21 protein-coding genes and 3 pseudogenes are annotated in these 25,711 nt (G+C 67.8%); 13 read left to right on the top strand and 11 right to left on the bottom strand.

What is annotated here, in order from left to right; translation table 11 throughout:
* Positions 1–18 precede the first annotated feature (18 nt).
* A complete protein-coding gene (locus tag BN118_RS13535) occupies positions 19–939 on the top strand; it encodes a LysR substrate-binding domain-containing protein (protein WP_004566380.1) in 921 nt (306 codons plus the stop codon).
* Here BN118_RS13535 and BN118_RS13530 read toward each other — a convergent pair.
* The 7 genes and pseudogenes from BN118_RS13530 to BN118_RS13500 all read right to left on the bottom strand — a co-directional run bounded on the left by BN118_RS13530 (position 936) and on the right by BN118_RS13500 (position 7,375).
* Complete coding sequence (locus BN118_RS13530; RefSeq protein ID WP_014905939.1) at positions 936–2,132, bottom strand: PLP-dependent lyase/thiolase; 1,197 nt, start codon at positions 2,130–2,132, stop codon at positions 936–938. The two genes, BN118_RS13535 and BN118_RS13530, sit on opposite strands and share 4 nt — an antisense overlap.
* A gap of 3 nt (positions 2,133–2,135) precedes the next feature.
* Positions 2,136–3,105, bottom strand: a pseudogene (locus tag BN118_RS13525) (M14 family metallopeptidase).
* The gene (locus tag BN118_RS13520) at positions 3,102–4,055 is read right to left on the bottom strand and encodes a Bug family tripartite tricarboxylate transporter substrate binding protein (protein WP_014905938.1); all 954 of its coding nucleotides are present in this window, start codon (positions 4,053–4,055) and stop codon (positions 3,102–3,104) included. The pseudogene BN118_RS13525 and the gene BN118_RS13520 overlap by 4 nt, the downstream one beginning before the upstream one ends.
* 181 nt (positions 4,056–4,236) lie before the next feature.
* On the bottom strand, positions 4,237–4,947 hold the full coding sequence (locus tag BN118_RS13515) for a Bax inhibitor-1/YccA family protein (protein ID WP_014905937.1): 711 nt from the start codon (positions 4,945–4,947) through the stop codon (positions 4,237–4,239).
* A 98-nt stretch (positions 4,948–5,045) separates the two neighbouring features.
* Positions 5,046–5,372 carry a hypothetical protein gene (locus tag BN118_RS13510; protein ID WP_003821368.1) on the bottom strand — a complete coding sequence of 109 codons (327 nt, stop codon included), beginning with the start codon at positions 5,370–5,372 and terminating at the stop codon, positions 5,046–5,048.
* A gap of 30 nt (positions 5,373–5,402) precedes the next feature.
* Positions 5,403–5,858 carry a DNA polymerase III subunit chi gene (locus BN118_RS13505; RefSeq protein WP_003813769.1) on the bottom strand — a complete coding sequence of 152 codons (456 nt, stop codon included), beginning with the start codon at positions 5,856–5,858 and terminating at the stop codon, positions 5,403–5,405.
* Positions 5,859–5,875: 17 nt separating this feature from the next.
* Positions 5,876–7,375 carry a leucyl aminopeptidase gene (locus BN118_RS13500; RefSeq protein ID WP_003821370.1) on the bottom strand — a complete coding sequence of 500 codons (1,500 nt, stop codon included), beginning with the start codon at positions 7,373–7,375 and terminating at the stop codon, positions 5,876–5,878.
* A gap of 53 nt (positions 7,376–7,428) precedes the next feature.
* On the opposite strand from BN118_RS13500, the gene lptF reads away from it, so the two are divergent.
* The gene (gene lptF / locus BN118_RS13495) at positions 7,429–8,541 is read left to right on the top strand and encodes an LPS export ABC transporter permease LptF (protein WP_003813765.1); all 1,113 of its coding nucleotides are present in this window, start codon (positions 7,429–7,431) and stop codon (positions 8,539–8,541) included.
* Here the strand turns inward: lptF and BN118_RS13490 are convergent.
* On the bottom strand, positions 8,538–9,458 hold the full coding sequence (locus tag BN118_RS13490; protein ID WP_003821371.1) for a LysR family transcriptional regulator: 921 nt from the start codon (positions 9,456–9,458) through the stop codon (positions 8,538–8,540). The genes lptF and BN118_RS13490 overlap by 4 nt on opposite strands.
* A 139-nt stretch (positions 9,459–9,597) precedes the next feature.
* Here BN118_RS13490 and BN118_RS13485 point away from each other — a divergent pair, with 139 nt between their 5' ends.
* From BN118_RS13485 to BN118_RS13475, 3 genes are all read left to right on the top strand, one after another.
* A complete protein-coding gene (locus BN118_RS13485; RefSeq protein WP_003821372.1) occupies positions 9,598–10,815 on the top strand; it encodes an ABC transporter substrate-binding protein in 1,218 nt (405 codons plus the stop codon).
* Between the two features lie 112 nt (positions 10,816–10,927).
* Positions 10,928–12,394: a CoA-acylating methylmalonate-semialdehyde dehydrogenase gene (locus BN118_RS13480; protein ID WP_010930923.1), complete on the top strand. Its 1,467-nt coding sequence runs from the start codon at positions 10,928–10,930 to the stop codon at positions 12,392–12,394.
* 99 nt (positions 12,395–12,493) lie between these two features.
* Complete coding sequence (locus BN118_RS13475; RefSeq protein WP_014486084.1) at positions 12,494–13,447, top strand: CysB family HTH-type transcriptional regulator; 954 nt, start codon at positions 12,494–12,496, stop codon at positions 13,445–13,447.
* Here the strand turns inward: BN118_RS13475 and BN118_RS13470 are convergent.
* On the bottom strand, positions 13,444–14,394 hold the full coding sequence (locus BN118_RS13470) for an IS481-like element IS481 family transposase (RefSeq protein WP_005013747.1): 951 nt from the start codon (positions 14,392–14,394) through the stop codon (positions 13,444–13,446). The genes BN118_RS13475 and BN118_RS13470 overlap by 4 nt on opposite strands.
* Positions 14,395–14,702: 308 nt before the next feature.
* Between BN118_RS13470 and BN118_RS13465 the strand changes: the two genes are divergently transcribed.
* Complete coding sequence (locus BN118_RS13465; RefSeq protein ID WP_010930920.1) at positions 14,703–15,044, top strand: DUF2325 domain-containing protein; 342 nt, start codon at positions 14,703–14,705, stop codon at positions 15,042–15,044.
* 104 nt (positions 15,045–15,148) lie between these two features.
* Here BN118_RS13465 and BN118_RS13460 read toward each other — a convergent pair whose 3' ends face one another.
* Positions 15,149–15,808 carry a C40 family peptidase gene (locus tag BN118_RS13460; protein WP_014905936.1) on the bottom strand — a complete coding sequence of 220 codons (660 nt, stop codon included), beginning with the start codon at positions 15,806–15,808 and terminating at the stop codon, positions 15,149–15,151.
* A gap of 232 nt (positions 15,809–16,040) precedes the next feature.
* On the opposite strand from BN118_RS13460, the pseudogene BN118_RS13455 reads away from it, so the two are divergent.
* From BN118_RS13455 to ltaE, 7 genes and pseudogenes are all read left to right on the top strand, one after another.
* Positions 16,041–17,932 (top strand): annotated as a pseudogene (locus BN118_RS13455) (propionate--CoA ligase).
* Entirely contained in the window at positions 17,929–18,336 is a 408-nt protein-coding gene (locus BN118_RS13450) for a heme-binding protein (protein ID WP_003821377.1), read from the top strand. The pseudogene BN118_RS13455 and the gene BN118_RS13450 overlap by 4 nt, the downstream one beginning before the upstream one ends.
* The gene (locus BN118_RS13445) at positions 18,333–19,673 is read left to right on the top strand and encodes an MFS transporter (protein ID WP_014905935.1); all 1,341 of its coding nucleotides are present in this window, start codon (positions 18,333–18,335) and stop codon (positions 19,671–19,673) included. The genes BN118_RS13450 and BN118_RS13445 overlap by 4 nt, the downstream gene beginning before the upstream one ends.
* 98 nt (positions 19,674–19,771) lie before the next feature.
* On the top strand, positions 19,772–20,722 hold the full coding sequence (locus BN118_RS13440; protein ID WP_010930730.1) for an IS481-like element IS481 family transposase: 951 nt from the start codon (positions 19,772–19,774) through the stop codon (positions 20,720–20,722).
* Between the two features lie 211 nt (positions 20,723–20,933).
* The gene (gene acs, locus BN118_RS13435) at positions 20,934–22,913 is read left to right on the top strand and encodes an acetate--CoA ligase (protein WP_014905934.1); all 1,980 of its coding nucleotides are present in this window, start codon (positions 20,934–20,936) and stop codon (positions 22,911–22,913) included.
* Between the two features lie 145 nt (positions 22,914–23,058).
* Entirely contained in the window at positions 23,059–23,949 is an 891-nt protein-coding gene (locus BN118_RS13430; protein ID WP_010930917.1) for a DMT family transporter, read from the top strand.
* 21 nt (positions 23,950–23,970) lie between these two features.
* Positions 23,971–24,729 (top strand): annotated as a pseudogene (gene ltaE, locus BN118_RS13425) (low-specificity L-threonine aldolase); the annotation flags it as partial.
* Here the strand turns inward: ltaE and BN118_RS13420 are convergent.
* Positions 24,724–25,674, bottom strand: coding sequence for an IS481-like element IS481 family transposase (locus BN118_RS13420; protein ID WP_005015810.1), 951 nt, complete (start codon positions 25,672–25,674; stop codon positions 24,724–24,726). The pseudogene ltaE and the gene BN118_RS13420 overlap by 6 nt on opposite strands.
* Positions 25,675–25,711 lie beyond the last annotated feature (37 nt).

The following is a 25,711-nucleotide window of genomic DNA, read 5'->3' as shown; positions in this document are numbered from 1 at the left end:
GCAGTGCGGAACCACGCCATGACTTTCACGCTGAGGCAGGTCGAGACGTTCCGCACCGTATACGAAACCGAAAGCGTGACCGCGGCCGCGCGCCGGCTCGACGTCTCGCCGGCCACGGTGAGCGCCACGCTGGCGGCGCTGGAGACGGCGATCTCGATGCGGCTGTTCGAGCGCGTGCGGCAGCGCATGGTGCGCACGCCCGAAGCCGATCTGCTGTACGAGGAAATCCGGCGCCAGAGCCTGGGCCTGGAGACGCTCGGGCGCAAGATCCGCGCCATCAAGGGCGCGGGCCAGCCGCGCTTGCGCGTGGGTACCATCCATGCCTACAGCGGCCTGGTGATCGAGCAGGCGCTGGTGCGCTTTCGTGGCCGTTATCCCGATACGCCGCTGTACCTGCAGGTGCGCGATTCCAATACCTTGCGCGACATGGTGGTGGCTGGCGAGCTGGACCTGGCTCTGGTGGCCGACGAGTCCGAGCTGCAAGGCCTGCGCGGCCATTGCCTGGCTCGCCTGGGCGCGGTGGCGGTGTTCCCGCGCGGCCATGCGCTGGCGCGTTTCGCGCAGCTGGAACTGTCGCAGCTGGCCGACGCAGCCCTGGTGCTGCTCAATCGCGAGGACGGCTCGCGCAAGCGGCTCGATGCGGTGTTCGCGCAACGCGGCATCGCGCCGCACGCCGCCATCGAAACGCCGTATTCGTCCACCGTCTGCCAACTGGCGCTGGCCGGCCACGGCGTGGGCATCGCCAACCCGGCCACGGCGATGGGCATGGCGCAGGCCGGGCTGGAGTTCCGCCCGCTGGACGCCGATGTGCATTTCGCGTGCTACATGATCCTCCATGGCAGCCGGCCGCTGTCGAGCGCCGGCAAGTACTGGGCGACCTGCCTGCGGGCCGCGCTGGCCCCGCTGGTGGAGCAATTCGGCGTCGACGCGCAGGTTTAGTCGCGCCGCCCGTCCGAGGTCAGGATCAGCGCCACGCGCGACCCGGCGTCCAGCGCGCCGGCAGCCTTGAGCGCCGGCACGGCGGCAAGCGCCGCGGCCGACGACAGCTCGGCGGCGATGCCCAGCGCGCCCAGCGCCGCGCGGGCCCGCGCGGCCTGTTCGTCCGCGACATCCACGGCCTGTTCGTCCGCGACATCCACGGCCTGTTCGTCCGCGACATCCACGGCCTGTTCGTCCGCGACATCCACGGCCTGTTCGTCCGCGACATCCACGGCCTGTCCGCCGCTGCGCACCAGGGCCTGCATCGATTGCAGGGTCGCGGTGCCGCCGGCGATGGAATACTGCGCCGTCGGCTGTTCCCACACACCGCGCGCATCGCCGGCGGCCAGCGCGTGCGCCAGGCGGGGATAGGGTTCCACCGCATGCAGGCGTGGCAGCCGCGCGATCGCGCCGCGCCGCAACAGCGCCTGCCAGCCCAGGCAGATGCCCCACAGCAGATCGCCCCGGGCCGTGGGCACGATGATGTCGGTGGGCAGGTTGTCGCACTGGGCAGCGAGTTCGGCGGCGATCGGCTTGTAGCCCTCCACGCCGTAAGGGTGGGTGCCGACCGGCGGGTTGAGATAGTTGGTGCCGGCGAACGCGCCCTCGTCGCGGCATAGCGTCGCCACGTAGGGCCAGCACGCCAGGCTGTCGGCGAAGCTGTGCAGGCGCGCGCCGAAGTGTTCCATGGCGGCGCGTTGCCGCGGCGGGCAGGTGGGCGCAATGGCGATGTCCACCCGCAGGCCGGCGGCGGCCCCGTAGGCCGCCAGCGCCACGCCGGCGTTGCCGCTGGACGCGGCCGCCAGCCGCTTGGCGCCGGCCAGCACCGCGCGCGACACCAGTTGCGCAGCCATGCGGTCCTTGTGGCTGCCCGTCGGGTTGCCGCTTTCGCATTTCAGCCAGACTTGCGCCACCCCGTGCGCATGCGCCAGCGACGGCTCGTCGAGGCAGGGCGTGCGGTCTTCGCCCAGCGTGATCGGCGCGAGGACCGGCAGCGGCATCGGCTGCGTATCGGCCGGTTCGTATTCGCATGCCAGCGAGGCCGGGTAGCCGGCCGCCAGGCAGCGCGGGCAGCCTTCCGGATAGTCGCCCGGCGGCACGGCGTGGGAACAGCGCAGGCAGCGCAGGCGGGACAGCGAGGGGTTCATCAGCATGGATCAGTACAGCGTGGAGAGAGTTTCGAAAGGACGGGCGGGGGCGATCTGCAGCAGGCAGTCGCCGTCGTCGCTGCGCGCCAGCGCACGCAGGCACACCACCGTGCCATCCTGCGGGCTGGCCAGCGTCAACGGCGGCCGATCGGGCCGGGCCGGTTCGCACAGCGTGCCGACTTGCTGGCCGGCGGCGACCTGTTGTCCCAGCGCGACCGACGGGATGAAGACGCCGGGCGCATCGGCCCGCATGCTGGCCCGGGGCGCGTCCACGTCATGGAAGGCCTCCAGCGGGCCAGGCATGGCATGGTGTGCGTCGACCATGTCCAGGCCGGCCAGGCAGGACAGCATGCCGTCGCGGCACAGCCTTACCAGCTCTTGGGACGTCTCGGCGCCGCCGCCGATTTCCGCGCTCAGGCGCGCCACGCCCAGCCGGCTGGCGGCCGCCGGCATGGAGCCGGTTTCGACGCCGCGGAAGAACAGGCAGCGCGCCAGGCCGAAACCGCGCGCCAGCCGCGCCACGCGCTCGTCCCACGGGTCGTCGCCGTAGCGCGTGATCACCGTCGCCGGCAGGTAGCGCAGCGAGGCGCCGCCGCTGTGCACGTCGATCATGTACTGCACCTGCGGCAGGATGCGCGTCTGCAGGGCATGCGCCACGGCTTCGGTATAGCCGCGCGCCGGCGCGCCCAGGAAGGCGCGATTGAGGTTGCCGCCGTCGGCTGGCGACAGCCGCGTGCCGGCCAGGCTGGCCTCGGCGTTGGCCGCCGGCGCCACGTACACCGTGCCGCGCCGCAGCAGGCCGGGCAGGGCGTGCCATAGTTCGAGCAGGGCGGCCTGGCCTTCCCACTCGTCGCCGTGCACGCCGGCCATCAGCAGCACGGCCGGCCTCGATGCGCAGCACCGGCACCGTTACCCGCCGGTACGCCGAGCGGTTGGTGGCCGCGGCACATGAAAGATCCGCCCGGCTGGTGCGGGTCATGGGTTGGCCGCCTGGATCACGCTGCGCCATTTGGGCAGTTCCTTGTCGACCTGCGCCTGCACCTGGGCGGGTGGGCCGCCCAGGGGTTCCTGCGAACGGCTGCGCAGTTCCGCGGATACCGCCGGCGCGGCCAGCGCCGCATTGAGGGCCTGGTTGAGCCGCGCCAGCGCCTCGGGCGGCGTGCCGGCCGGGGCGACCAGGGCGCTCCAGGCGCCTTGTTCGTAGTCGGGGTAGCCCTGTTCGGCCACCGTCGGCACGTCCGGGTTGGAGGCCACGCGCTTGCGCGTGGTGACCGCCAGCGCCCGCAAGCGGCCATCCTTGAGATTGCCGATCAGCGGCGGCAGGTTCTCCATCATGGAGTCGACATGCCCGCCCAGCAGGTCGGCCAGTTGCGCCGCGGTCGCCTTGTACGGAATCTGGCGCACCCCCGCGCCCGTCTGCGCGATGAACAGCTTCACGCCCACTTCGCTGGTGGTGCCCGGATCGGCCGAGGTCATGGTGATCCGGTCGGGCTGCGCCTTGCTTGCGCCGATCAGGTCCTGCAGGGTCCGGTAGGGCGAGGCCTGGCTGACCACGATGACGTTGGGCGTTTCCGCCACCAGCCCGATCGGCGCGAGGTCCTTGTCGATGTCGTACATCTGCTCCTTGAACAGGAAGCGGTGCAGGACGAGGGTGCCGACGTGGGCATAGCCGATGGTGTAGCCGTCGGCAGCGGCGCGCACCACGGCCTGGGTGCCGATCCGCCCGCCGGCGCCGACGCGGTTCTCGATGACCACGGGCTGGCCCAGTTGCTTGCTCATTTCCTGCCCGACCAGGCGGGCCGTGATGTCGGCATTGCAGCCCGCCGCGGCGGGAACGATCATCGTGATGGCGCGGGCCGGAAAATCCTCGGCCTGTACGCCGGAACAGGCCAGCGTCAGCGCGCCGGCCAGGGCATAGCGTAGGTACATGGCGATTCCCCTGTCGTAGTGGTGATGGTGCCGCCATTGTGCGAGGGGCAGGGGCGTCTGTTGTTTAGTGCAATCGAATGGTTGTTCAGATAGATCAAATACTTGGCCCGCTTCGGGCATGCCGGAGGCGAAAAAAAAGGCTTGCCGTTGGCAAGCCTTTTTCGCTGCGCAGCAGGAATGCTTATTCGCGGTCGCCGCCAAAGATTCCCAACAGCATCAGCAGGTTAGAGAAGACGTTGTAGACGTCCAGATAGATGGCCAGGGTCGCCGACACGTAGTTGGTTTCGCCGCCGTTGATCACGCGCTGCAGGTCCACCAGCATGAAGGCCGAGAAAATGACGATGGCCAGCACGGAGATGGTCAGCATCAGCGCCGGCATCTGCAGGAAGATGTTGGCCAGCGCCGCCACCAGGATGACCACCGCGCCGGTGAACAGCCACTTCTGCATGCCCGAGAGGTCACGCTTGATGGTGGTGGCCAGCGTGGCCATGGTGCCGAACACGATGGCGGTGCCGCCGAATGCGGTCATGACCAGCTGGGCGCCATTGCCCATGCCGAGCACGAACCCCAGCAGGCGCGACAGCATCACGCCCATGAAGAACGTGAAGGCTAGCAGCAGGACCACGCCCAGCGAGTTGTTCTTGTTCTTCTCGATGGCGAACATCAGGCCGAAGGCGCCCACCAGGAATACGATGGCGCTCAGGCCGGGGCTGGCGCCCATGACCTGGTTGATGCCGGTGTACAGGCCGACCGCGGCGCCCAGAACCGTTGGCACCAGGGACAGCGCGAGCAGCCAGTACGTATTGCGCAGCACCTTGTTCCGGACGACTTCGCCCGGGGCGCCGGCATACGCGCCGGAGCGGTTAAAGGGGGACGGATGGGTTTCGTTCATTGACGACTCCTATGTGCGGCAAAAAACTTGCCTCGTGAGCTTAGACGATAAGTCTACCTGACAGTTCCCTGAAAAATCCATCGGAAACCGGGCCCTGTTCAGCCGGGCCGTACGTTGCGCATGACCCGCGCCAGGATGGCGGGCAGTTCGGCATCCAGCCGGGCGCGGATGCCCGCCACGGCCTCGTCGATGGCCGCCGTGAGGGTTTCCTCCAGCTCGGCTTGCAGCACCGCGCGCAGCACGGCGTCGCCGGGCTGGAACGGGGTATCGGGCGCGCTGGCCGCCCCGGACTCGTCGGAGACCGGGGGCGCCGATGCCTGCTCGGACAGGCGCGGTATGGCGGCTGGGGCCTGCGGGCTGCCCAGCCCGGGTTCGACGCGGTCGGTCAGGGTGGGGATGCTGGAGTCGGAGTAGTGGTGGGGCATGGCAGCCTCCCGGAAAGGCGGGCGAGTCCGTCAGGCCTCGCCCGCGCGGCTCAGGTCATGGCTGTGCAGCGCATGGCCGGCATTCTGATAGTCGCGCCAGCGCTGGCGCGCCGCCTGGCGGTCGGCCGGGTCGTCGGAGACGATTTCCAGCAGGCGCTCGTAGCCATCGAAGTTGGGCGGGCAGCCGTCATCCAGGTTCAGCAGCCAGGGGCGGCTGTCGCCGGTGGTGGCCAGCGCCAGGGCGGCGGCGGGGTCGCCCGCGGTCAGCAGGACCGGCGTGTCGGCCGCCAGCGCGTCGTTGGCCAGCACATGCGGCACGAACGAGACGTCCTCCAGGGCCCACAGCATCCGGTCGAAGGCGGCCAGGCGTCCGCCGTCGGCGCAGTAGACCACCAGCCGCTGGCCCGCCTGGAAGCGCTTGCGCGCGGTGCGGCAGGCCGCGCGCAGGCGGTCCGGAGCGCCGAAGGCGAAGTCGATGCGCGTCATGGCGGCCAGCCCCGCGTTCAGCCTGCCTGGTCCAGCAGGTACTGCATCAGCAGCGGCACCGGCCGGCCGGTGGCGCCCTTGTCCTTGCCGCCGCGCCAGGCCGTGCCGGCGATGTCCAGGTGCGCCCACGGATAAGCCTTGGTGAAGCGCGACAGGAAGCAGGCCGCCGTGACCGCGCCGGCCGGGGGGCCGCCGATGTTGGCGATGTCGGCGAAGTTGGACTTGAGCTGGTCCTGGTAGGCATCGTCCAGCGGCAGGCGCCAGGCCGGGTCGAGCGACTGGCGGCTGGCGGCCAGCAGCGCGTCGGCCAGCGCGTCGTCCTTGGAGAACAGGCCGCTATTGACGTTGCCCAGGGCTACCACGCAGGCGCCGGTCAACGTGGCGATGTCGATCACGGCCGCGGGCTTGAAGCGCTCGGCGTAGGTCAGGGCATCGCACAGCACCAGGCGGCCTTCGGCGTCGGTGTTGAGGATCTCGATGGTCTGGCCCGACATGCTGGTGACCACGTCGCCGGGCTTGTTGGCCTTGCCGCTGGGCAGGTTCTCGCACGCCGCGATCAGGCCCACCACATCCAGCGGCAGCTCCAGCTCGGCCAGGGCGCGGAACGTGCCCAGCACGCTGGCCGCGCCGCACATGTCGTACTTCATTTCGTCCATCGTGGCGGCCGGCTTGAGCGAGATGCCGCCAGCATCGAAGGTGATGCCCTTGCCCACCAGGACGACCGGGCCGGCCTTGTCCTTCTTGGCGGGCTTGCCGGCATGGCGCAGCACGATGAAGCGCAGCGGTTCTTCCGAGCCGCGCGCGACCGAGAGGAACGAGCCCATGCCCAGCGCCTCGACCTGCTTGCGTTCGAGCACCTCGACCTTGAGGCTCTTGAATTCGCGCGCCAGTTTCTTGGCGGTATTGCCGAGATAGGCCGGCGTGCACACGTTGCCGGGCAGGTTGCCCAGCGTGCGGGTCAATTCCATGCCGTGGGCGATGGCCGCGCCTTCGCGCAGGCCCAGCTGCGCCTGCGCGGAGGCCGCGCGGTCGACCACCTGGACGATTTTCTTCAACCTGGGGCGGGCGTCGCGATTGGCCTTGCCGAACGTCGCATCGTAATGGTAGGCCGCCGCGCCCGCGGCGATGGCGGCGCTGCGCGCGCGGGCGCGCACCGGCACGCCCTCGATGGCCACGCCGGCCAGGGTCGACACGCCTTCGCCCACCTGGGCCGCGACGCACGCCGCGGCGAACGCCTGTTCGGCGCTGGCGTGCGCGCGGGCGTTGTATTCGGCCTGCTTGCCCAGGCCCACCAGCACCACGCGCTGGGCGCTGACGCCGGCCAGGCTGCGCAGCACCAGCGTGCTGCCGGTGCGGCCGCGGAACTCGCTTTTCACCACGGCGGCCACGGCACCGTGGCTGGCGCGGTCGATGACTTCGGCGGCGGCGCTGAGCACGCCGTCGGCGAAGACGCCGACGGCCAGGGCCGCAGTCTTGATCTGATGCAGGGAGGCAGTGGTCTGTGTGCTAAATTCCATGAGGCTTTTCCGATTGCACGTAAGTTGCGGTCGATTATCCCGCATATTCTCACATGTCTCTATTCAAACGGTCTGTCGTCAGCGAGATCACCAGTCACGCTGGCGTCGTGTTTTCCACGCTGGTGGTGGTCTGGCTGAGCGTCCTGCTGGTGCGCCTGCTGGGCGAAGCCGCCGGCGGCTCGATCGGCGCCGATGTCGTGCTCGGCCTGGCGGCCTTTTCCACCATCACGGCATTGCCGACCATCCTGGCCGTGTCGCTGTTCATCGCCGTACTGACCACGGTAACACGCAACTATCGCGAGTCCGAGATGGTGGTGTGGTTCGCCAGCGGCTTGTCCCTGGCCGACTGGCTGCGCCCGGTGGCGCGGGTGGCCGTGCCGATTGCGATGCTGGTGGCGGCGCTTACGCTGGTCGCATCGCCCTGGGCCTACCGTCAGATCGGCGAATACCGCGAGCGCTTCGAGCAGCGCTCCGATCTTTCCAAGGTGACGGCGGGGCAGTTCGCCGAATCGGGGCGCGGAGACCGCGTATTCTTCGCCGAGGACCCCGTGCGCCCGGGCGATGAGCTGGGCGCGGTGTTCGCGCGCTCGATCGATCCGGAGTGGCTCAGCGTGCTGACCGCCAGCAATGCGCGCAGCGAAACGCTGCCCAACGGCGACCGTTTCCTGGTCCTGGGCGAAGGGCACCGCTACGATCTCAAGCCGGGCACGCCGGAAATCCGGCTGGTCAATTTCGACCAGTATGGCGTGCGGCTGGAAAGCAAGGCGGGCGAAGATCCCATGGCCGAGGCGCGCGCGGCGGCCGAGCGCTCCAGCAAGGCGCGCTCGACGATGCAACTGGTGCAGGACAACACCGATAGCAGCTGGTCGCAGATCATGTGGCGGGTGGCGATGCCGCTGGCGGCCCTGAACCTGGCGCTGCTGGCGATCCCGCTGGGCGCGGTCAATCCGCGGCTGGGACGCTCCGGCGACCTGCTGATCGCCGGCCTGGTCGGCCTGCTGTACATGAACATGATCAACCTGTCGCGCGCCTGGATCAGCAGCGGCAAGATCAGTTTCAGCATCGGCGTATGGGCCGTGCACGCCGTGGTGGCGCTGCTGGCAGCTTACCTGCTGATGCGCCGCCTGCGGGTGAAGGCGCCGCGCAACGCCGGACGCGGCGCCTAGGGCAGGTATTGCAATGCGGCGCCGCGGCCTTGCAGCAGCGCCGCATTGCGCATGACCGAGCGGCGCATGAACTCCCACAGCGCGCTGACGCGCTTGAGGCGGCGCAGGTCCTCGTGGCAGTACATCCAGAAGCTGCGCGTGATGGCGATGTCGTCGGGCAGCACGGGGGTCAGGCGCGGGTCCTGCGCGGCGATGAAGCAGGGCAGGATCGCCAGCGACTGCCCTTGCAGGGTGGCGTGGTACTGGGCGATGACGCTGGTGCTGCGCAGCACCACCTGGCTGTTGGGCAGCACGTCCTCGAGGTAGCGCAGGCGTTCGCTGAACAGCAGTTCGTCCACGTAGCCGATGAAGTTGTGCCCGGCCAGGTCGGCGCGCTCGCGGATCGGCGCGTGGCGCGCCAGGTACGCGGGCGTGCCATACAGCATCAGCGTGTAGTCGCACAGCTTGGTGCAGACATACGGGCCGCGCTGCGGCCGCTCGATGGTGATGGCCAGGTCCGCCTCGCGCTTGGACAGGCTGACGAAGCGGGGCACCGGCAGGATGTCGAGGGTGATGTGCGGGTAGCGGCGCTGGAAGTCCGCCGCCAGCGGGGTCAGCACATAGCTGCCGAATCCCTCGGTGGCGCCGATGCGCACATGCCCGGACAGCGCCTGCCCGATGCCGGAGAGGTTTTCCCGCGCGGTGTGCACGGTGCTTTCCATCTGCTCGGCGAAGACGAACAGGCGTTGCCCGTCCTCGGTCAGCACGTAGCCCGCGCTGCGCGACTTCTCGAACAACAGGCTGTCGAGCTCGGCCTCCAGCGCGCGGACGCGGCGCGCCACGGTCGTGTGTTCCACGCCCAGCTTGCGCGCGGCGGCGCTGACTCGCTGCGTGCGCGCCACTTCCAGGAAGTAGCGCAGGCTGTCCCAATCCAGCATGGCGGCTCTCTTGTGTATTTTTGCACAAGGAATGTGCATTTGTTTCGTTGATTGTGGATTTTCACACATCTACACTAGGACGGGCGGACGCCTTGGGCGCACCCGTGCAGGACCTAGAAAAACCACAGGAGACAGATTCATGAAATCGCGCGCACGCGGGTTTGCCGCAGGCTTGTGCCTGGGCGCCATGTTGGTGGGTCAGGCGATGGCGGCGGACAAGCCGCCGGTGAAGATCGGCATCCTGACCGATATGTCGGGCACCTATGCCGGCATGGGCGGGCCTGGTTCGGTCGCGGCGGCGCAACTGGCGATCGACGATTGCCTGGCCGCCGAATGCAAGGGCATGAAAATCGACCTGGTCTCGGCCGACAACCAGAACAAGACGGACGTCGGGGCGGCCAAGGCGCGCGAGTGGTTCGACCGCGATGGGGTCACGGCCATCGCCGACCTGACCAACTCGGCCGTGGCGCTGGCGGTGCAGGGTATCGCGCGCGAGAAGAACAAGGTCGTGATGTTCTCCGGGCCGGCCGCCACGGCGCTGACCAACCAGGATTGCTCGCCGCTGGGCTTTCACTGGATGTTCGACACCTATTCGCAATCGGCCGGCGGGGCCAAGGCCACGGTGCGGGCGGGCGGCAAGTCCTGGTACTTCATCACCGTCGATTACGCCTTCGGCCACTCGCTGGAGGCCGATACCGCCAAGGCCGTCCAGGCGCTGGGCGGCACGGTGGCAGGCAGCGTGCGCCACCCCTTGAACGCGCCCGATTTCGCCTCGTACCTGCTGCAGGCGCAAAGCTCCAAGGCCCAGGTCGTGGCGCTGGCCAATGGCGGCCAGGATACGGTCAACGCGGTCAAGCAGGCGCGCGAGTTCGGCATCGTCGAAGGCGGCCAGCGGCTCGTTTCGCTGCTGGTCTTCCTGTCCGACCTGCGCGCGCTGGGGCTGGACAACGCCCAGGGCCTGTCCTATGTGGACGGCTTCTACTGGGACTATGACGACGCGACGCGCCAGTGGTCGGCGCGCTTCGAGAAGGCGTTTCGCGGCCTGAAGCCCACCATGGTCCAGGCCGGCGTCTATTCGAGCGTGCTGCATTACCTGCGCGCGGTCGCCGCCAGCGGCAGTACCGACGGCAAGGTCGTGGCCGACAAGATGCGCGAACTGCCGATCAAGGACCCGATCATGCGCAACGCGAGCATCCGGCCCGACGGCCGGGTGATCCACGACATGTATCTGTACGAAGTCAAAAAGCCTGCCGAGTCCAAGGGCGGCTGGGACTATTCCAAGCTGGTGGCCACCATTCCGGCCGCCGAGGCCTTCCAGCCGCTGGCCGAGTCGACCTGCCCGCTGGTCAAGAAGTAAACCGGTCCGGTGCCGCGCGCCGCGCGAGCGGCGCCGGCAGCGCCTGTCCAACACGGCCCGCCGGGCCGCATTCCAAGCAGTGTGAGGAGCAGAGAAATGAGCGAAGTCGCTATTGATCGGCGGCAAGCTCGTACAGTCCAAGACCACCCAATGGCGCGACGTGATCAACCCCGCCACCCAGGAGGTCGTGGCCCAGGTGCCGTTCGCCACCCGCGAAGAACTGGACCTGGCCGTCGCCAACGCCAAGGAAGCCTTCAAGACCTGGCGCAATACCGGGCAGGGCGCGCGCATGCGCGTCATGCTCAAGCTGCAGCAGCTGCTGCGCGACAACACCGGCAAGCTGGCCGAGATGATCACCCGCGAGCATGGCAAGACCCTGCCGGATGCCGAGGGCGAGGTCGGCCGCGGCCTGGAAGTGGTCGAGCATGCCTGCTCGATCGCCAACCTGCAGCTGGGCGAGTACGCCGAGAACGCCGCCGGCGGCATCGACGTCTACACGCTGATCCAGCCGCTGGGCGTGTGCGCCGGCATCACCGCGTTCAACTTCCCGGTCATGCTGCCGTGCTTCATGTTCCCGATCGCGGTGGCCTGCGGCAACACCTTCGTGCTCAAGCCGTCAGAGCAGGATCCCTCGTCGTCGCTGTTCCTGGCCCAGCTGGCGCTGGAAGCCGGCCTGCCGCCGGGCGTGCTCAACGTGGTGCACGGCGGCCCGGACATCGCCAACGGCCTGTGCGAGCACCCGGATATCAAGGCGGTGTCGTTCATCGGTTCGACCCGCGTGGGCACCGAGATCTACAACCGCGCCTCGGCCGCGGGCAAGCGCTGCCAATCGATGATGGGCGCCAAGAACCACTGCGTGATCCTGCCCGACGCCGATCCCGAAGTGGCGCTCAACCAGCTGGTGGGCGCGGCGTTCGGCGCCGCCGGCCAGCGCTGCATGGCCACCTCGGTGGCGGTGATGGTGGGCGAGGCGCGCAACTGGCTGCCCGATTTCGTCGAGCGCGCCAGGAAGCTGAAGGTCAACAACGGCGTCGACCGCGAGGCCGATCTCGGCCCGCTGGTATCGCCCGCGGCCAAGCAGCGCGTCGAGGGCCTGATCCAGAAGGGCGTGGACGAGGGCGCCAAGCTGCTGCTGGACGGCCGCAGCCTCAAGGTGGCCGGCTTCGAGCAGGGCAACTTCGTCGGCCCGACCATCTTCGATGGCGTGACCGAGAACATGACCATCTACACCGAGGAAGTGTTCGGGCCGGTGCTGTGCGTGGTGGGCGTGGACACGCTGGAGGACGCGGTCGAATTCATCAATCGCAACCCCAACGGCAACGGCGTGGCGCTGTTCACGCAGGACGGCGGCGCGGCGCGCTACTTCCAGAACAACATCGACGTCGGCCAGGTGGGGATCAACATTCCCATCCCGGTGCCGGTGGCCTGGTTCAGCTTTACCGGCTCGCGCGGGTCCAAGCTGGGCGACCTCGGGCCCAACGGCAAGCAGGCGGTGCAATTCTGGACGCAGACGAAGACGGTGACGGCGCGCTGGTCCGCCCACGGGCGCGGCGTGAACACCACCATCTCGATGAAATGACGGCTCGATGCTGCGGGATCGCGTAAAATTATAGTAAAAAGTAATATAGACTCCATCCTATATTACTTATAATTGGCTCCGTCTAACAGGGGCCAATTCATGAACCTGCAGCAATTCCGTTTTGTGCGCGAAACCATCCGGCGCGACTTCAACCTTACCGAAGCCGCCCGGATGCTCTATACCTCGCAGCCGGGCGTCTCGAAGGCGATCATCGAATTCGAGGACGAGCTCGGCATCAAGATCTTCGAGCGGCACGGCAAGCGCATCAAGGGGCTGACCAAGCCCGGGCTGGCCGTTTCGCAGGTGATCGACCGCATCATGCGCGAAGTCGACAACCTGAAGAAGGTCAGCGACGAGTTCGCCCGCCGCGACGAGGGCGGGCTGGTGATCGCCTGCACCCATACGCAGGCGCGCTACCTGCTGCCGCGCGTGATTCCGGCCTTTCGCAAGCAGTTTCCCAAGGTGCACCTGTCGTTGGCAGAGGGCAGCCCGTCGCAGCTGGCCGAAATGGTGCTGCACGAGCAGGCCGACCTGGCGCTGGCCACCGAGTCGCTGGCGCTGACGCCCGGCCTGGCGACCCTGCCGGTCTACACCTGGGAGCACACGGTGGTGGTGCGCCCCGACCACCCGCTTACCGAACTGACCTCCAGCCAGGCGCGGCGCCTGACGCTGGCCCAGCTGGCCGAATACCCCATCGTGACGTACGACCGGGCCTTTACCGGCCGTACCACGATCGACGAGATATTCGCCAACCAGGGCATCCACCCGGATATCGTGCTCGAAGCCATCGACGCCGACGTGATCAAGACCTATGTCGACGTGGGGCTGGGCATCGGCATCATCGCCGGCGTCGCGTACGACCCGCGCCGCGACGCCAACCTGGTCGGCCTGCCGGTGGGGCACCTGTTCGGCACGCACACCACGCGCGTGGGGGTGAAGTCGGGGGTGTTCCTGCGCGATTACGTGTACACCTTCATGGAAATGATGGCCCCCGGCCTGACGCGCCAGGTGGTCAGCGAAGCGGTGCAGGGCCGGGCCGGCCTGAACGGCTAGGTGTGAACTGTCAATAGGTTGTATTCGTCCAGGTTGAGTCTGGAGATGGGTACAGCGCGCCCGATGCCTTGGTGGGGTCGATGCCAGTTGTAGTGGTGTAGCCAGGATTTCATGGCATCGGCTCGGTGTTGGGAGTTCTGGTAGGTGTGAGCGTAAGCCCACTCACGCAAGGCCGACTGGATGAAGCGTTCGGCCTTGCCATTGGTCTGTGGGCGGTAAGGTCGGGTAAAGCGGTGCTTGATGCCCAGCTCATGGCACAGCGCGGCGAAGGCGCGGCTGCGAAAGGCCGAGCCATTGTCGGTGAGCAAGCGCTGGATGGTCACGCCCAGGCGCTGGTAGTAGGCCACTGCGTCCTTGAGGAACTGGACGGCGCTGGGGAAGCGCTCGTCGGGGTGGATGTCGGTGAAGGCCACGCGGGCGTGGTCATCGATGGCCACGAAGACGAAGTCCCAGCCGGCCCCCTCAACGGTATCGCGTCGGTTGCCCGTGACCCGGTGGCCAGGGCGCTGGATACGTCCCAGCTTCTTGATGTCGATGTGCAGCAGATCGCCGGGGGCCTGATGCTCGTAGCGCACCACCGGCTCGGCCGGCTCCAGGTCGGCCAGGTGCGACAGACCGGCGCGGGCCAGGACGCGGCTGACGGTGCTGGCTGACACGCCCAGCGCCTGGGCGATGCGCGCTTGGGTCAGCCGCTTGCGGCGCAGCTCCACGATAGCCAGCGCCTTGGCCGGCGCAATCGCTCGGGGCGAGACCGTCGGGCGCGAGGACGCATCGGCCAAGCCCGCCTGGCCCTGAGCCAGGAAGCGGCCCAGCCATTTGCGCACAGTCGGCGCGGTGACCCCATAGGCGCGGGCCGCTTCAGGCACACAAACTTGATGGGCGATCAATTGCTGGACCATTTCGAGTCGACGTAGGAAGGTCAATCGGGCATGCTTATGGGTGTTCATCCGGCCGGGCTCCTTGAGTGAACTGGGGGGTTGGCGATTTCCAGTTTCTCAAATCCGGTTCGGATGAACCATGCATACAACCTATTGAATCTTCACAGCTAGGCCCATGTCCCGGTGAAAGCGCGCCTGCGGCGCGCTTTTTCTTGCCCGTTCACCGAGGGGACGGGCCGGCCGTGCGTCCGCGGATGCCGGCTATCCGAACAGGCCGAGCCATTGATAATATTAAATAAGAATCGGTCTCATTTATGTTGACTATCCAATGGGAATCATTATCATTACCTCAGTCTCAACGACCGATGAGGTAAATCATGACGGCAGGACTCAGTGCAGTAGTGGTGGGCGCGGACCGGCTGGGCAACATCCCGGACCTGCTCAAAGGGCACAACATTTCGATCACCCATCACATCAGCGGGCGCGATCCATCCCATCAGAAGAAAACCTTGCAGCTGCCGTCCGGTACGCAGCTTGTCATCCTGCTTACCGATTTCCTCGGGCACAACGTCATGAAAACGTTCCGCCATGCGGCGCAGCGGGGCGGCATCCGCGTGGTGGCGTGCCGGCGCTCGGTGTGCAGCATGCAGCAGGCATTGCACCAGTGTGGCCTGTGTGCGCGGTCGTTACCGCGCGGTAACGCCGTGCCGCCGTCATAGCCGCCAGGCATGGTCGCCGTAGCCGGCGCGCCAGTTGAGGCCCAAGCAAAAGCGCCCCGTCCGGGGCGCTTTTGCTTGGGCCTTCCGGCAGGGAAGGCGGGTGTTCAGTTCGACGCGCGCGCCGAGGCAAGGCGGCTGTCGTCGATGCGGCGCGCGCCGTTGTAGCGCTTGGCCCAGTAGGCCACGGTCATGTTTTCGACACGCACCACGCCGCCGGAGCTGGGCGAGTGGATGAAGCGGTTTTCGCCCATGTAGATGCCGACATGCGAGTAGCGCCGGCCCAGGGTGTTGAAGAACACCAGGTCGCCCGGGCGCAATTCCTTGCGGTCGATGTTGGTGCCCCAGCGGGCGATGTCGGCCGAGATGCGCGGCAGTTTCAGGCCCAGCGAGCGCTCGGCGGTATGGGCCACCAGGCCGCTGCAATCGAAGCCGGTATCGGGCGAGATGCCGCCGAACCGGTAGCGCACGCCAAGCTGGCCCAGCGCTTCGCTGACCAGCGGGTTCTCGCCGCTGGTCTGCGACTGGCCGGCGCGCCGGTCGCGCTTGAGCTTCTGGGTGACCAGGATGCCTATCGGATCGTCGGCGCTGGCGACCCACTCGGTGTCGTAGGGGTCGCTTTCGAAGGTATACGACGTTTTCTTGGCACCGGTGCCGGCGCAACCGGCCAGTCCCACCGCGCACGCTACCACCGCCAGCAAGCGCAGACCGCGGCTCGACAGGCTGATATTGCGTTCAGGTAGCGCGGGGTTGGAGTGTCGATGCATTCGCCGCAATAGGCCGTCCCCGATAAACGGAGCGTCCGTGGTTGTAATGAAATTTTCGGGGATTCTACCAAAGCTATTGTGACGATAGGATTGCGCGATACCATCTGTAAGAAAAAACTAGGCGGATATCGGGGGAATTCCCAGGATGCGCGGCAAGCCTGATGCAAGGTTTGCCGGCCACAATAGATGGTTGAGGCGCCAAAGAGCTACCGAACCATACCAGGAGACACCAATGAAAAAAACCCGGGATTTCCACTACCGTTCGATACATGACCGCGATGGGTTCTGGCGCGAGGAGGCAGGGCGGATTCATTGGGAGACGCCGTTCGAGCAGGTGATCGATTATTCCCGGCCGCCGTTTGCGCGGTGGTTCGTGGGGGGCAAGACCAACCTCTGTTACAACGCCGTCGACCGCTGGCTGCCGCAGCAGGCCGACCAGCCGGCGCTGATCTGGGTATCGACCGAAGTCGACCAGGAGCGCGTCTACACCCGCCAGCAGTTGCACGACGAGGTCAACGCCGTGGCGGCCATGCTGCGCGAGCAGGGGGTGGAGCGGGGCGACCGGGTGCTGTGCTGTACATGCCCATGGTGCCCGAGGCGGTGTTCGCCATGCTGGCGTGCGCGCGCATCGGCGCCATCCATTCGGTGGTGTTCGGCGGCTTCGCCTCGGTCAACCTGGCCCAGCGCATCGACGACGCCGCGCCCAAGGTCGTCATCAGCACCGACGGCGGCTCGCGCGCGGGCAAGGTGGTGGCGTACAAGCCCCTGCTGGACCGCGCGCTGGCGCTGTGCCAGAAGCCGCCCGGCGCGGTGATCATCCTCGACCGGGGGCTCACGCCATGCGAGCGGCAGGCCGGCCGCGACCTGGACTACGCTGAGCTGCGCGCCCGCCACGAGGGCGCGCGCGTGCCGGTGCAATGGCTGGAGTCGTCCGAGCCGAGCTACATCCTCTACACCTCGGGTACCACCGGCCGTCCCAAGGGCGTGCAGCGCGACACCGGCGGCTATGCGGTGGCGCTGGCCTCGTCGATGGAGTACCTGTTCGACGGCAAGCCTGGCGATACCTATTTCTGCACCAGCGACATCGGCTGGGTGGTGGGCCACTCGTACATCGTCTATGGTCCGCTGATCGGCGGCCAGACGACCATCCTGTACGAAGGCACGCCGGTGCGTCCGGACGGCGCCATCCTGTGGCAGCTGGTCGAGCGCTTCGGGGTCAACACCCTGTTTTCCGCGCCGACCGCGGTGCGGGTGCTCAAGCGCCAGGACGCCGCGCTGCTGCGCCGGCACGACCTGTCCACGCTGCGCGCCGTATACCTGGCCGGCGAGCCCCTGGACGAGCCGACCGCGCAGTGGATTTCCCAGGGCCTGGGCAAGCCCATCATCGACAATTACTGGCAGACGGAGTCCGGCTGGCCGATCCTGTCGGCGCAGCCCGGCGTCGAGCGCGTGCCGACCCGCTTCGGCAGCCCCTCGTTTCCGGTCTACGGGTTCGACGCGCGCATCGTCAGCGAAAGCACCGGCGAGGACCTGGGGCCCGACGAAAAAGGCGTGGTGGCCATCGTGCCGCCCCTGCCGCCCGGCGCCATGTCCACCATCTGGGGCGACGACGAGCGCTTCGTGCAGACGTACTTCACCTCGATTCCCGGCCGCCAGGTGTATTCCACGTTCGACTGGGGGCTGGTCGACCCGGACGGCTACTGGTTCATCCTGGGACGCACCGACGATGTCATCAACGTCGCGGGCCACCGGCTGGGCACGCGCGAGATCGAAGAGTCGATCAACAGTCATGCGGGCGTGGCCGAGTGCGCCGTGGTCGGCGTGGCCGATACGTTGAAGGGGCAGGTCGCGATGGCCTTCGCGGTGCTGAAGGATCCGGCCGGTGCGGAAACGCGTGACGGGGCGCTGGCGCTGGAAGGCGATATCATGCGCGTGGTGGAAGACCAGCTGGGCGCGGTGGCGCGGCCGGCGCGCATCCGTTTCGTGGGTGCCTTGCCCAAGACGCGTTCCGGCAAGGTGCTGCGCCGCGCGATCGTGGCCGTCTGCGAGGGCCGCGACCCGGGTGATCTGACCACCATCGAAGATCCTTCCGCCCTAGAACAGATCAAGGAATCCCTGCAATGAAAACCAAACCCGTGCTGGTCGCCGACGATGTGAAGAAAATCCTGGCGGCGGCCGAAGCGCATGCGCTGGCCAACAAGTGGGCGGTCACCATCGCCGTCGTCGATGACGGCGGCCACCTGCTGGGCCAATTGCGGCTCGACGGCGCGGCACCGATTTCCGCGCGCATCGCGCCGGCCAAGGCCGGCACGGCCGCGCTGGGCCGCCGTGAATCGCGCGTCTACGAGGAGATCATCAACAACGGCCGCCAGGCTTTCCTGTCGGCGCCGCTGCTCGAAGGCATGCTCGAAGGCGGCGTGCCCGTGACGGTGGACGGCGAAGTCGTGGGCGCGGTGGGCGTGTCGGGCGTGAAGTCCAGCGAGGACGCCGAGATCGCCCGCGCCGGCATCGCCGCGCTGGGCCTGTGACGTATCCGCTGCCGCCCGCCGGCGATCCGCCCGGGGGCGGCGCGGCGGCTGACGCCGGCGCGCTCCCGGCGCTGAACCCCGGCGTGACGCGCCGGGAAGTCTGGGCCTGGGCGATGTACGACTTCGCCAACTCGGGCTACACCACCGTCATCCTGACGACGGTGTTCAGCACCTATTTCGTCAGTGTGGTCGGCGGGCGCGCCCACTGGGCCACGCTGGCCTGGACGGCCGCGCTGTCGCTGTCCTACCTGGCCATCATGCTGACCATGCCGACGCTGGGCGCGCGCGCCGATGCGCGCGCCGGCAAGCGCCGGCTGCTCTACACCAGCACCATGGGCTGCGTGGCGGCGACGCTGGTGCTGACACAGGCCGGGCCGGGCGACGTCTGGCTGGCGCTGGCCGCCGTGGCCTTGTCCAACTATTGCTATTGCATCGGCGAGTCGGTGGTGGCGGCGTTCCTGCCCGAGCTGGCCCGTCCGCATGCGCTGGGCCGCGTGTCGGGCTGGGGCTGGAGCTTCGGCTATTGCGGCGGCATGCTGGCGCTGGGGCTGTCGCTGGCGGTGGTGACGCTGGGCGAGGCGCGCGGCCTGGATGCGCCCCAATACGTGCCCTGGGTGATCGTCGTGACCAGCGCCATTTTCGCCATTTCCGCGCTGCCGTCGTTCTTCCTGCTGCGCGAGCGCGCCGTGCCGCATGCGGTGGCCCTGCAGGTGCCCAACATGCTGGGCCGGCTGCGGCGCGCCTGGCAGGACACCGGCGCCCACTATCCGGAGTTCCGCCGGCTGCTGATGTGCGGGGCCTGCTACCAGGCGGGCATCGCGGTGGTCATCACGCTGGCCGCGGTGTATGCGGAGCAGGCCATGGGCTTCACCATGCCCCAGATCATGCTGCTGGTGTTCACGGTGAATATCGCGGCGGCGGCCGGCGCTTTCGGATTCGGCTACCTGCAGGACCGCATCGGCCACAAGCGGGCGCTGGCGCTCACGCTGGCCGGCTGGATCGCCATGGTGCTGGTGGCCTACGCGGCGGTGACGGCCCCGGTGTTCTGGGTGGCGGCGGTGCTGGCCGGGCTGTGCATGGGCACCAGCCAGAGCGCCGGACGCGCCATGACCGGAGCCCTCGCGCCGGCCGGGCGGCTGGCGGAATTCTTCGCGCTGTGGACCTTCGCCATCCAGCTCGCGGCGGTGGTGGGGCCGCTGACCTACGGACTGGTGACCTGGCTGACCGCCGGCAATCATCGCCTGGCCATCCTGGTCACCGGGCTGTTCTTCGTGGGCGGGCTGATCCTGCTTACGCGCGTGGACATGGCGCGCGGCATCGCGCGCCATGCTGCCTAGATGTGAAGATTCAATAGGTTGTATGCATGGTTCATCCGAACCGGATTTGAGAAACTGGAAATCGCCGATCCCCCAGTTCACTCAAGGAGCCCGGCCGGATGAACACCCATAAGCATGCCCGATTGACCTTCCTACGTCGACTCGAAATGGTCCAGCAATTGATCGCCCATCAAGTTTGTGTGCCTGAAGCGGCCCGCGCCTATGGGGTCACCGCGCCGACTGTGCGCAAATGGCTGGGCCGCTTCCTGGCTCAGGGCCAGGCGGGCTTGGCCGATGCGTCCTCGCGCCCGACGGTCTCGCCCCGAGCGATTGCGCCGGCCAAGGCGCTGGCTATCGTGGAGCTGCGCCGCAAGCGGCTGACCCAAGCGCGCATCGCCCAGGCGCTGGGCGTGTCAGCCAGCACCGTCAGCCGCGTCCTGGCCCGCGCCGGTCTGTCGCACCTGGCCGACCTGGAGCCGGCCGAGCCGGTGGTGCGCTACGAGCATCAGGCCCCCGGCGATCTGCTGCACATCGACATCAAGAAGCTGGGACGTATCCAGCGCCCTGGCCACCGGGTCACGGGCAACCGACGCGATACCGTTGAGGGGGCCGGCTGGGACTTCGTCTTCGTGGCCATCGATGACCACGCCCGCGTGGCCTTCACCGACATCCACCCCGACGAGCGCTTCCCCAGCGCCGTCCAGTTCCTCAAGGACGCAGTGGCCTACTACCAGCGCCTGGGCGTGACCATCCAGCGCTTGCTCACCGACAATGGCTCGGCCTTTCGCAGCCGCGCCTTCGCCGCGCTGTGCCATGAGCTGGGCATCAAGCACCGCTTTACCCGACCTTACCGCCCACAGACCAATGGCAAGGCCGAACGCTTCATCCAGTCGGCCTTGCGTGAGTGGGCTTACGCTCACACCTACCAGAACTCCCAACACCGAGCCGATGCCATGAAATCCTGGCTACACCACTACAACTGGCAGCGACCCCACCAAGGCATCGGGCGCGCTGTACCCATCTCCAGACTCAACCTGGACGAATACAACCTATTGACAGTTCACACCTAGACCCCGTGCCGGCTGCTATCCTTATGGTCTGACCATCACGCGGCTTATGGTCCGGCCACGATGGCCGCGCGCCTGCGATGATCGCGGATTGCCTGCCGCGCCTGTCGGCGGCGGCGCTCCGTCACCGTAAGGTGCCCGTAAGAGCGTGGCGATACGGTTGCGTGTCGGCAAGAAAAACGGCAGCACCAGAATCATTCATCGGAGACACACCATGTCGAATGCCATTCAATCCGTCCTGGTCGAGAATCGCGTATTCCCGCCGCCGGCGAGCGCCGTGCAAGGCGCCGCGATTTCGGGCATGGACGCCTATTGGGCCCTGTGCGAGGAAGCGGACAAGGACTTCAACGGGTTCTGGTCGCGCCTGGCGCGCGAGAACCTGCAATGGACCAAGTCCTTCACGCAGGTCCTGGACGAGTCCGAGGCGCCTTTCTATCGGTGGTTTGGCGATGGCGAACTCAACGTATCGGCCAACTGCCTGGACGTGCACCTGCATAACGGCAACGCCGACAAGACCGCCATCATCTTCGAATCCGACGACGGCAAGGTCGACAAGATCAGCTACCGCGAACTGCTGGCGCGCGTGTGCCGCTTCGCCAATGGCCTGAAGGCCATGGGGTACAAGAAGGGCGACCGCGCCATCATCTACATGCCCATGTCGATCGAGGCGGTGGTGGCCGTGCAGGCCTGCGCCCGCCTGGGCGTGACGCACTCGGTGGTGTTCGGCGGCTTCTCGGCCAAGAGCCTGCAGGAGCGTATCGTCGACGTCGGCGCCACGGTGGTGATCACCGCCGACGAGCAGGTGCGAGGCGGCAAGACCATCCCGCTCAAGCCCGCCGTCGAGGAAGCGTTCGCCATGGGCGGTTGCGAGGCCGTTTCCAAGGTAGTGGTGTATCGCCGCACCGGCGGCAAGATCGCCTGGCAGGAAGGGCGCGACGTCTGGATGCACGACGTGGAGGCCGGCCAGGCCGATACCTGCGAGCCGCAGGCGGTCAATGCCGAGCATCCGTTGTTCATCCTGTACACGTCGGGCTCCACCGGCAAGCCCAAGGGCGTGCAGCATGCCTCCGCGGGCTATCTGCTGTGGGCGCTGCTGACCATGAAGTGGACCTTCGACGCCCGCGCCGATGATGTGTACTGGTGCACGGCCGACGTGGGCTGGGTGACCGGCCATACCTATATCACCTACGGCCCGCTGGCCGCCGGCGTGACGCAGGTGGTGTTCGAGGGCGTGCCCACGTTCCCCAACGCCGGACGCTTCTGGGACATGATCGCGCGCCACAAGGTGTCGGTGTTCTATACCGCGCCGACCGCGATCCGCTCGCTCATCAAGGCCGCCGAGGCCAACCAGGAGGTGCACCCGCGCCAATACGACCTGGACAGCCTGCGCATCATCGGTTCGGTGGGCGAGCCCATCAACCCCGAGGCCTGGATCTGGTACCACAAGAATGTCGGCCGCGAGCGCTGCCCGGTCGTCGACACCTGGTGGCAGACCGAGACCGGCGGGCACATGCTCACGCCGCTGCCGGGCGCCACGCCGCTCAAGCCGGGATCGTGCACGCTGCCGCTGCCGGGCATTGTCGCGGCCATCGTCGACGAGACCGGCGGCGATGTCGCGCAGGGCAATGGCGGCTTCCTGGTCATCAAGCGTCCCTGGCCGGCCATGATCCGCAACATCTGGGGCGACCCGGAGCGGTTCAAGAAGAGCTACTTCCCGCCCGAGCTGCGCGGCTACTACCTGGCCGGCGACGGCGCCCAGCGCGACGCCGATGGCTATTTCTGGATCATGGGGCGCATCGACGACGTGCTCAACGTGTCCGGCCACCGCCTCGGCACCATGGAGGTGGAGTCGGCGCTGGTGGCGCACGAAATGGTGGCCGAGGCCGCCGTGGTGGGCCGTCCCGACGACACCACCGGCGAAGCCGTGGTGGCCTTCGTGGTGCTCAAGCGCAGCCGCCCCGAGGGCGACGAAGCCCAGGCCATCGCCAGGCAACTGCGCGACTGGGTGGGCAAGGAAATCGGCCCCATCGCCAAGCCCAAGGACATCCGTTTCGGCGACAACCTGCCCAAGACCCGTTCGGGCAAGATCATGCGCCGCCTGCTGCGCGTGGTCGCCAAGGGCGAGGAAATCACCCAGGACGTGTCCACCCTGGAGAACCCCGCCATCCTCGAGCAACTGGCCAAGCCGTTGTGATCGTGCGGCGTCCGCCCGCCGGACGCCGTACCGGGCGATGCGCCGGCAGGCGCATAATGCCGTCAGTCTGTAGCCAGCCGGGCCGGTCGCATGACCGGCCCGTGCCTTTTCCGGCTTTGCATGGGTTTTCTTGGGAGTACTGGAAGTGAATCGCGCCGCGTTCGATCGGGTGGGCCTGATGCTGCTTACCATCTTCGTATGGGCGGGCAGCTGGATCGCGATGAAGCTGGTGGTGCCGTACATCGGGCCGTTCGATTTCATCGCGGTGCGCTATCTGGCGGGCGCCGTCGTGCTGTTCAGCATACTGGTGGCGACCGGCCGGCCGCTGGGCATGCCGCCCTGGAAGCTGACCTTGCTTGCCGCCGCGACGCAGATCACCGGATTCCAGGGCTTCGTGCAGACGGCGCTGATCAGCGGCGGCGTGGGCAAGGTGTCGCTGATGGCCTACACCATGCCTTTCTGGGTCGTGCTGTTCGCCTGGGCCTTGCAGGGCGAGCGGCCGACCGCGCGCCATTGGGGCGGCATTGCCCTGGCCGCGGTCGGCCTGGTGTGCTTTCTCGATCCCTGGGCCGGGCTGGGCGATCTGGCGCCGGTCGCGCTGGGCCTGTGCAGCGGCCTGTGCTGGGGCCTGGGCACGGTATTGTCCAAGCGCATGTTCGAGCGCCATGCGCCGGATATCATGACCTTCACCGCCTGGCAGATGCTGCTGGGCGGGGTGGTCATCCTGCCGTTCGCCTGGCTGGTGCCGCAGATTCCCGCCCAATGGGGTGGGTGGCGGCTGTGGCTGGGCATGAGCTATATCGTGCTGGTCGCCACGGCGCTGGGCTGGATCCTGTGGCTGCTGGTGGTGCGCCGGGTGCCGGCCTCGATCGCCGGGCTGTCCAGCCTGGGCGTGCCGGTGGTGGCGGTGCTGCTGGCCTGGGCGATCCTCGGCGAGCGGCCCACCCTGACCGAGATGGCCGGCATGGCCCTGATCCTGTTCGGCCTGTGGGTGGTCAGCCGGGCCGCGCGGCCCGCCCCGCGCGCCGCGTCCTGAAACCCCTTACGTGGAGCAACCATGATCGATCTGCGCAGCGATACCGTGACCCGTCCCAGCGCCGCCATGCGGCAGGCCATGGCGGCCGCGCCGGTGGGTGACGATGTGATGGGCGATGACCCCAGCGTACGGCGCCTGCAGGACGAGGTTGCCGCGCGGGCGGGCAAGGAGGCCGGGCTGTTCTTCCCGTCGGGCACGCAGAGCAACCTGGCCGCGCTGATGGCGCATTGCGCCCGCGGCGACGAGTATCTGGTGGGGCAGCAGGCCCATACGTACAAATTCGAGGGAGGCGGCGCTGCGGTGCTGGGCAGCATCCAGCCGCAGCCCGTCGACCATGCCGCCGACGGCAGCCTGCCGCTGGACAGGCTGGCGGCCGCGCTCAAGCCGGGCGGCGATCCGCATTTCGCCCGTACCCGGCTGTTGGCGCTGGAAAACACCTTCCAGGGCCGGGTCATGCCCGCCGGCTATGTCGCGCAGGCCACGGGCTGGGCCCGCGAGCATGGCCTGTCCACCCATCTGGACGGCGCGCGCGTCTTCAATGCGGCCGTGGCCAGCGGCGTGCCGGTGCAACAGCTGTGCGAGCCGTTCGATACGGTTTCGATCTGTTTTTCCAAGGGGCTGGGCGCGCCGGTCGGATCGGTGCTGGTCGGCAGCCGCGCCCTGATCGAGCAGGCGCATCGCTGGCGCAAGATGCTGGGCGGCGGCATGCGGCAGGCCGGCATACTGGCTGCCGCCTGCCTGCACGCGCTGCACCACCACGTCGAGCGCCTGGCGCTAGATGTGAACTGTCAATAGGTTGTATTCGTCCAGGTTGAGTCTGGAGATGGGTACAGCGCGCCCGATGCCTTGGTGGGGTCGATGCCAGTTGTAGTGGTGTAGCCAGGATTTCATGGCATCGGCTCGGTGTTGGGAGTTCTGGTAGGTGTGAGCGTAAGCCCACTCACGCAAGGCCGACTGGATGAAGCGTTCGGCCTTGCCATTGGTCTGTGGGCGGTAAGGTCGGGTAAAGCGGTGCTTGATGCCCAGCTCATGGCACAGCGCGGCGAAGGCGCGGCTGCGAAAGGCCGAGCCATTGTCGGTGAGCAAGCGCTGGATGGTCACGCCCAGGCGCTGGTAGTAGGCCACTGCGTCCTTGAGGAACTGGACGGCGCTGGGGAAGCGCTCGTCGGGGTGGATGTCGGTGAAGGCCACGCGGGCGTGGTCATCGATGGCCACGAAGACGAAGTCCCAGCCGGCCCCCTCAACGGTATCGCGTCGGTTGCCCGTGACCCGGTGGCCAGGGCGCTGGATACGTCCCAGCTTCTTGATGTCGATGTGCAGCAGATCGCCGGGGGCCTGATGCTCGTAGCGCACCACCGGCTCGGCCGGCTCCAGGTCGGCCAGGTGCGACAGACCGGCGCGGGCCAGGACGCGGCTGACGGTGCTGGCTGACACGCCCAGCGCCTGGGCGATGCGCGCTTGGGTCAGCCGCTTGCGGCGCAGCTCCACGATAGCCAGCGCCTTGGCCGGCGCAATCGCTCGGGGCGAGACCGTCGGGCGCGAGGACGCATCGGCCAAGCCCGCCTGGCCCTGAGCCAGGAAGCGGCCCAGCCATTTGCGCACAGTCGGCGCGGTGACCCCATAGGCGCGGGCCGCTTCAGGCACACAAACTTGATGGGCGATCAATTGCTGGACCATTTCGAGTCGACGTAGGAAGGTCAATCGGGCATGCTTATGGGTGTTCATCCGGCCGGGCTCCTTGAGTGAACTGGGGGGTCGGCGA

Source organism: Bordetella pertussis 18323, assembly GCF_000306945.1.
GTDB lineage: Bacteria > Pseudomonadota > Gammaproteobacteria > Burkholderiales > Burkholderiaceae_B > Bordetella > Bordetella pertussis.
The sequence above is the reverse complement of the archived record's forward strand: the minus strand, read 5'-3'. Positions and strand labels throughout refer to the sequence as shown.

Excerpts from the sequence above, each read along its gene's own strand:
- BN118_RS13475 (WP_014486084.1), top strand. The coding sequence starts at position 12,494 with ATGAACCTGCAGCAATTCCGTTTTGTGCGCGAAACCATCCGGCGCGAC.
- BN118_RS13505 (WP_003813769.1), bottom strand. The coding sequence starts at position 5,858 with ATGACGCGCATCGACTTCGCCTTCGGCGCTCCGGACCGCCTGCGCGCG.
- BN118_RS13520 (WP_014905938.1), bottom strand. The coding sequence starts at position 4,055 with ATGTACCTACGCTATGCCCTGGCCGGCGCGCTGACGCTGGCCTGTTCC.
- BN118_RS13530 (WP_014905939.1), bottom strand. The coding sequence starts at position 2,132 with ATGCTGATGAACCCCTCGCTGTCCCGCCTGCGCTGCCTGCGCTGTTCC.
- BN118_RS13420 (WP_005015810.1), bottom strand. The coding sequence starts at position 25,674 with ATGAACACCCATAAGCATGCCCGATTGACCTTCCTACGTCGACTCGAA.
- BN118_RS13510 (WP_003821368.1), bottom strand. The coding sequence starts at position 5,372 with ATGCCCCACCACTACTCCGACTCCAGCATCCCCACCCTGACCGACCGC.
- acs (WP_014905934.1), top strand. The coding sequence starts at position 20,934 with ATGTCGAATGCCATTCAATCCGTCCTGGTCGAGAATCGCGTATTCCCG.
- BN118_RS13535 (WP_004566380.1), top strand. The coding sequence starts at position 19 with ATGACTTTCACGCTGAGGCAGGTCGAGACGTTCCGCACCGTATACGAA.
- BN118_RS13490 (WP_003821371.1), bottom strand. The coding sequence starts at position 9,458 with ATGCTGGATTGGGACAGCCTGCGCTACTTCCTGGAAGTGGCGCGCACG.
- BN118_RS13450 (WP_003821377.1), top strand. The coding sequence starts at position 17,929 with ATGAAAACCAAACCCGTGCTGGTCGCCGACGATGTGAAGAAAATCCTG.
- BN118_RS13460 (WP_014905936.1), bottom strand. The coding sequence starts at position 15,808 with ATGCATCGACACTCCAACCCCGCGCTACCTGAACGCAATATCAGCCTG.
- BN118_RS13515 (WP_014905937.1), bottom strand. The coding sequence starts at position 4,947 with ATGAACGAAACCCATCCGTCCCCCTTTAACCGCTCCGGCGCGTATGCC.
- BN118_RS13440 (WP_010930730.1), top strand. The coding sequence starts at position 19,772 with ATGAACACCCATAAGCATGCCCGATTGACCTTCCTACGTCGACTCGAA.
- BN118_RS13500 (WP_003821370.1), bottom strand. The coding sequence starts at position 7,375 with ATGGAATTTAGCACACAGACCACTGCCTCCCTGCATCAGATCAAGACT.
- BN118_RS13465 (WP_010930920.1), top strand. The coding sequence starts at position 14,703 with ATGACGGCAGGACTCAGTGCAGTAGTGGTGGGCGCGGACCGGCTGGGC.
- BN118_RS13485 (WP_003821372.1), top strand. The coding sequence starts at position 9,598 with ATGAAATCGCGCGCACGCGGGTTTGCCGCAGGCTTGTGCCTGGGCGCC.
- lptF (WP_003813765.1), top strand. The coding sequence starts at position 7,429 with ATGTCTCTATTCAAACGGTCTGTCGTCAGCGAGATCACCAGTCACGCT.
- BN118_RS13470 (WP_005013747.1), bottom strand. The coding sequence starts at position 14,394 with ATGAACACCCATAAGCATGCCCGATTGACCTTCCTACGTCGACTCGAA.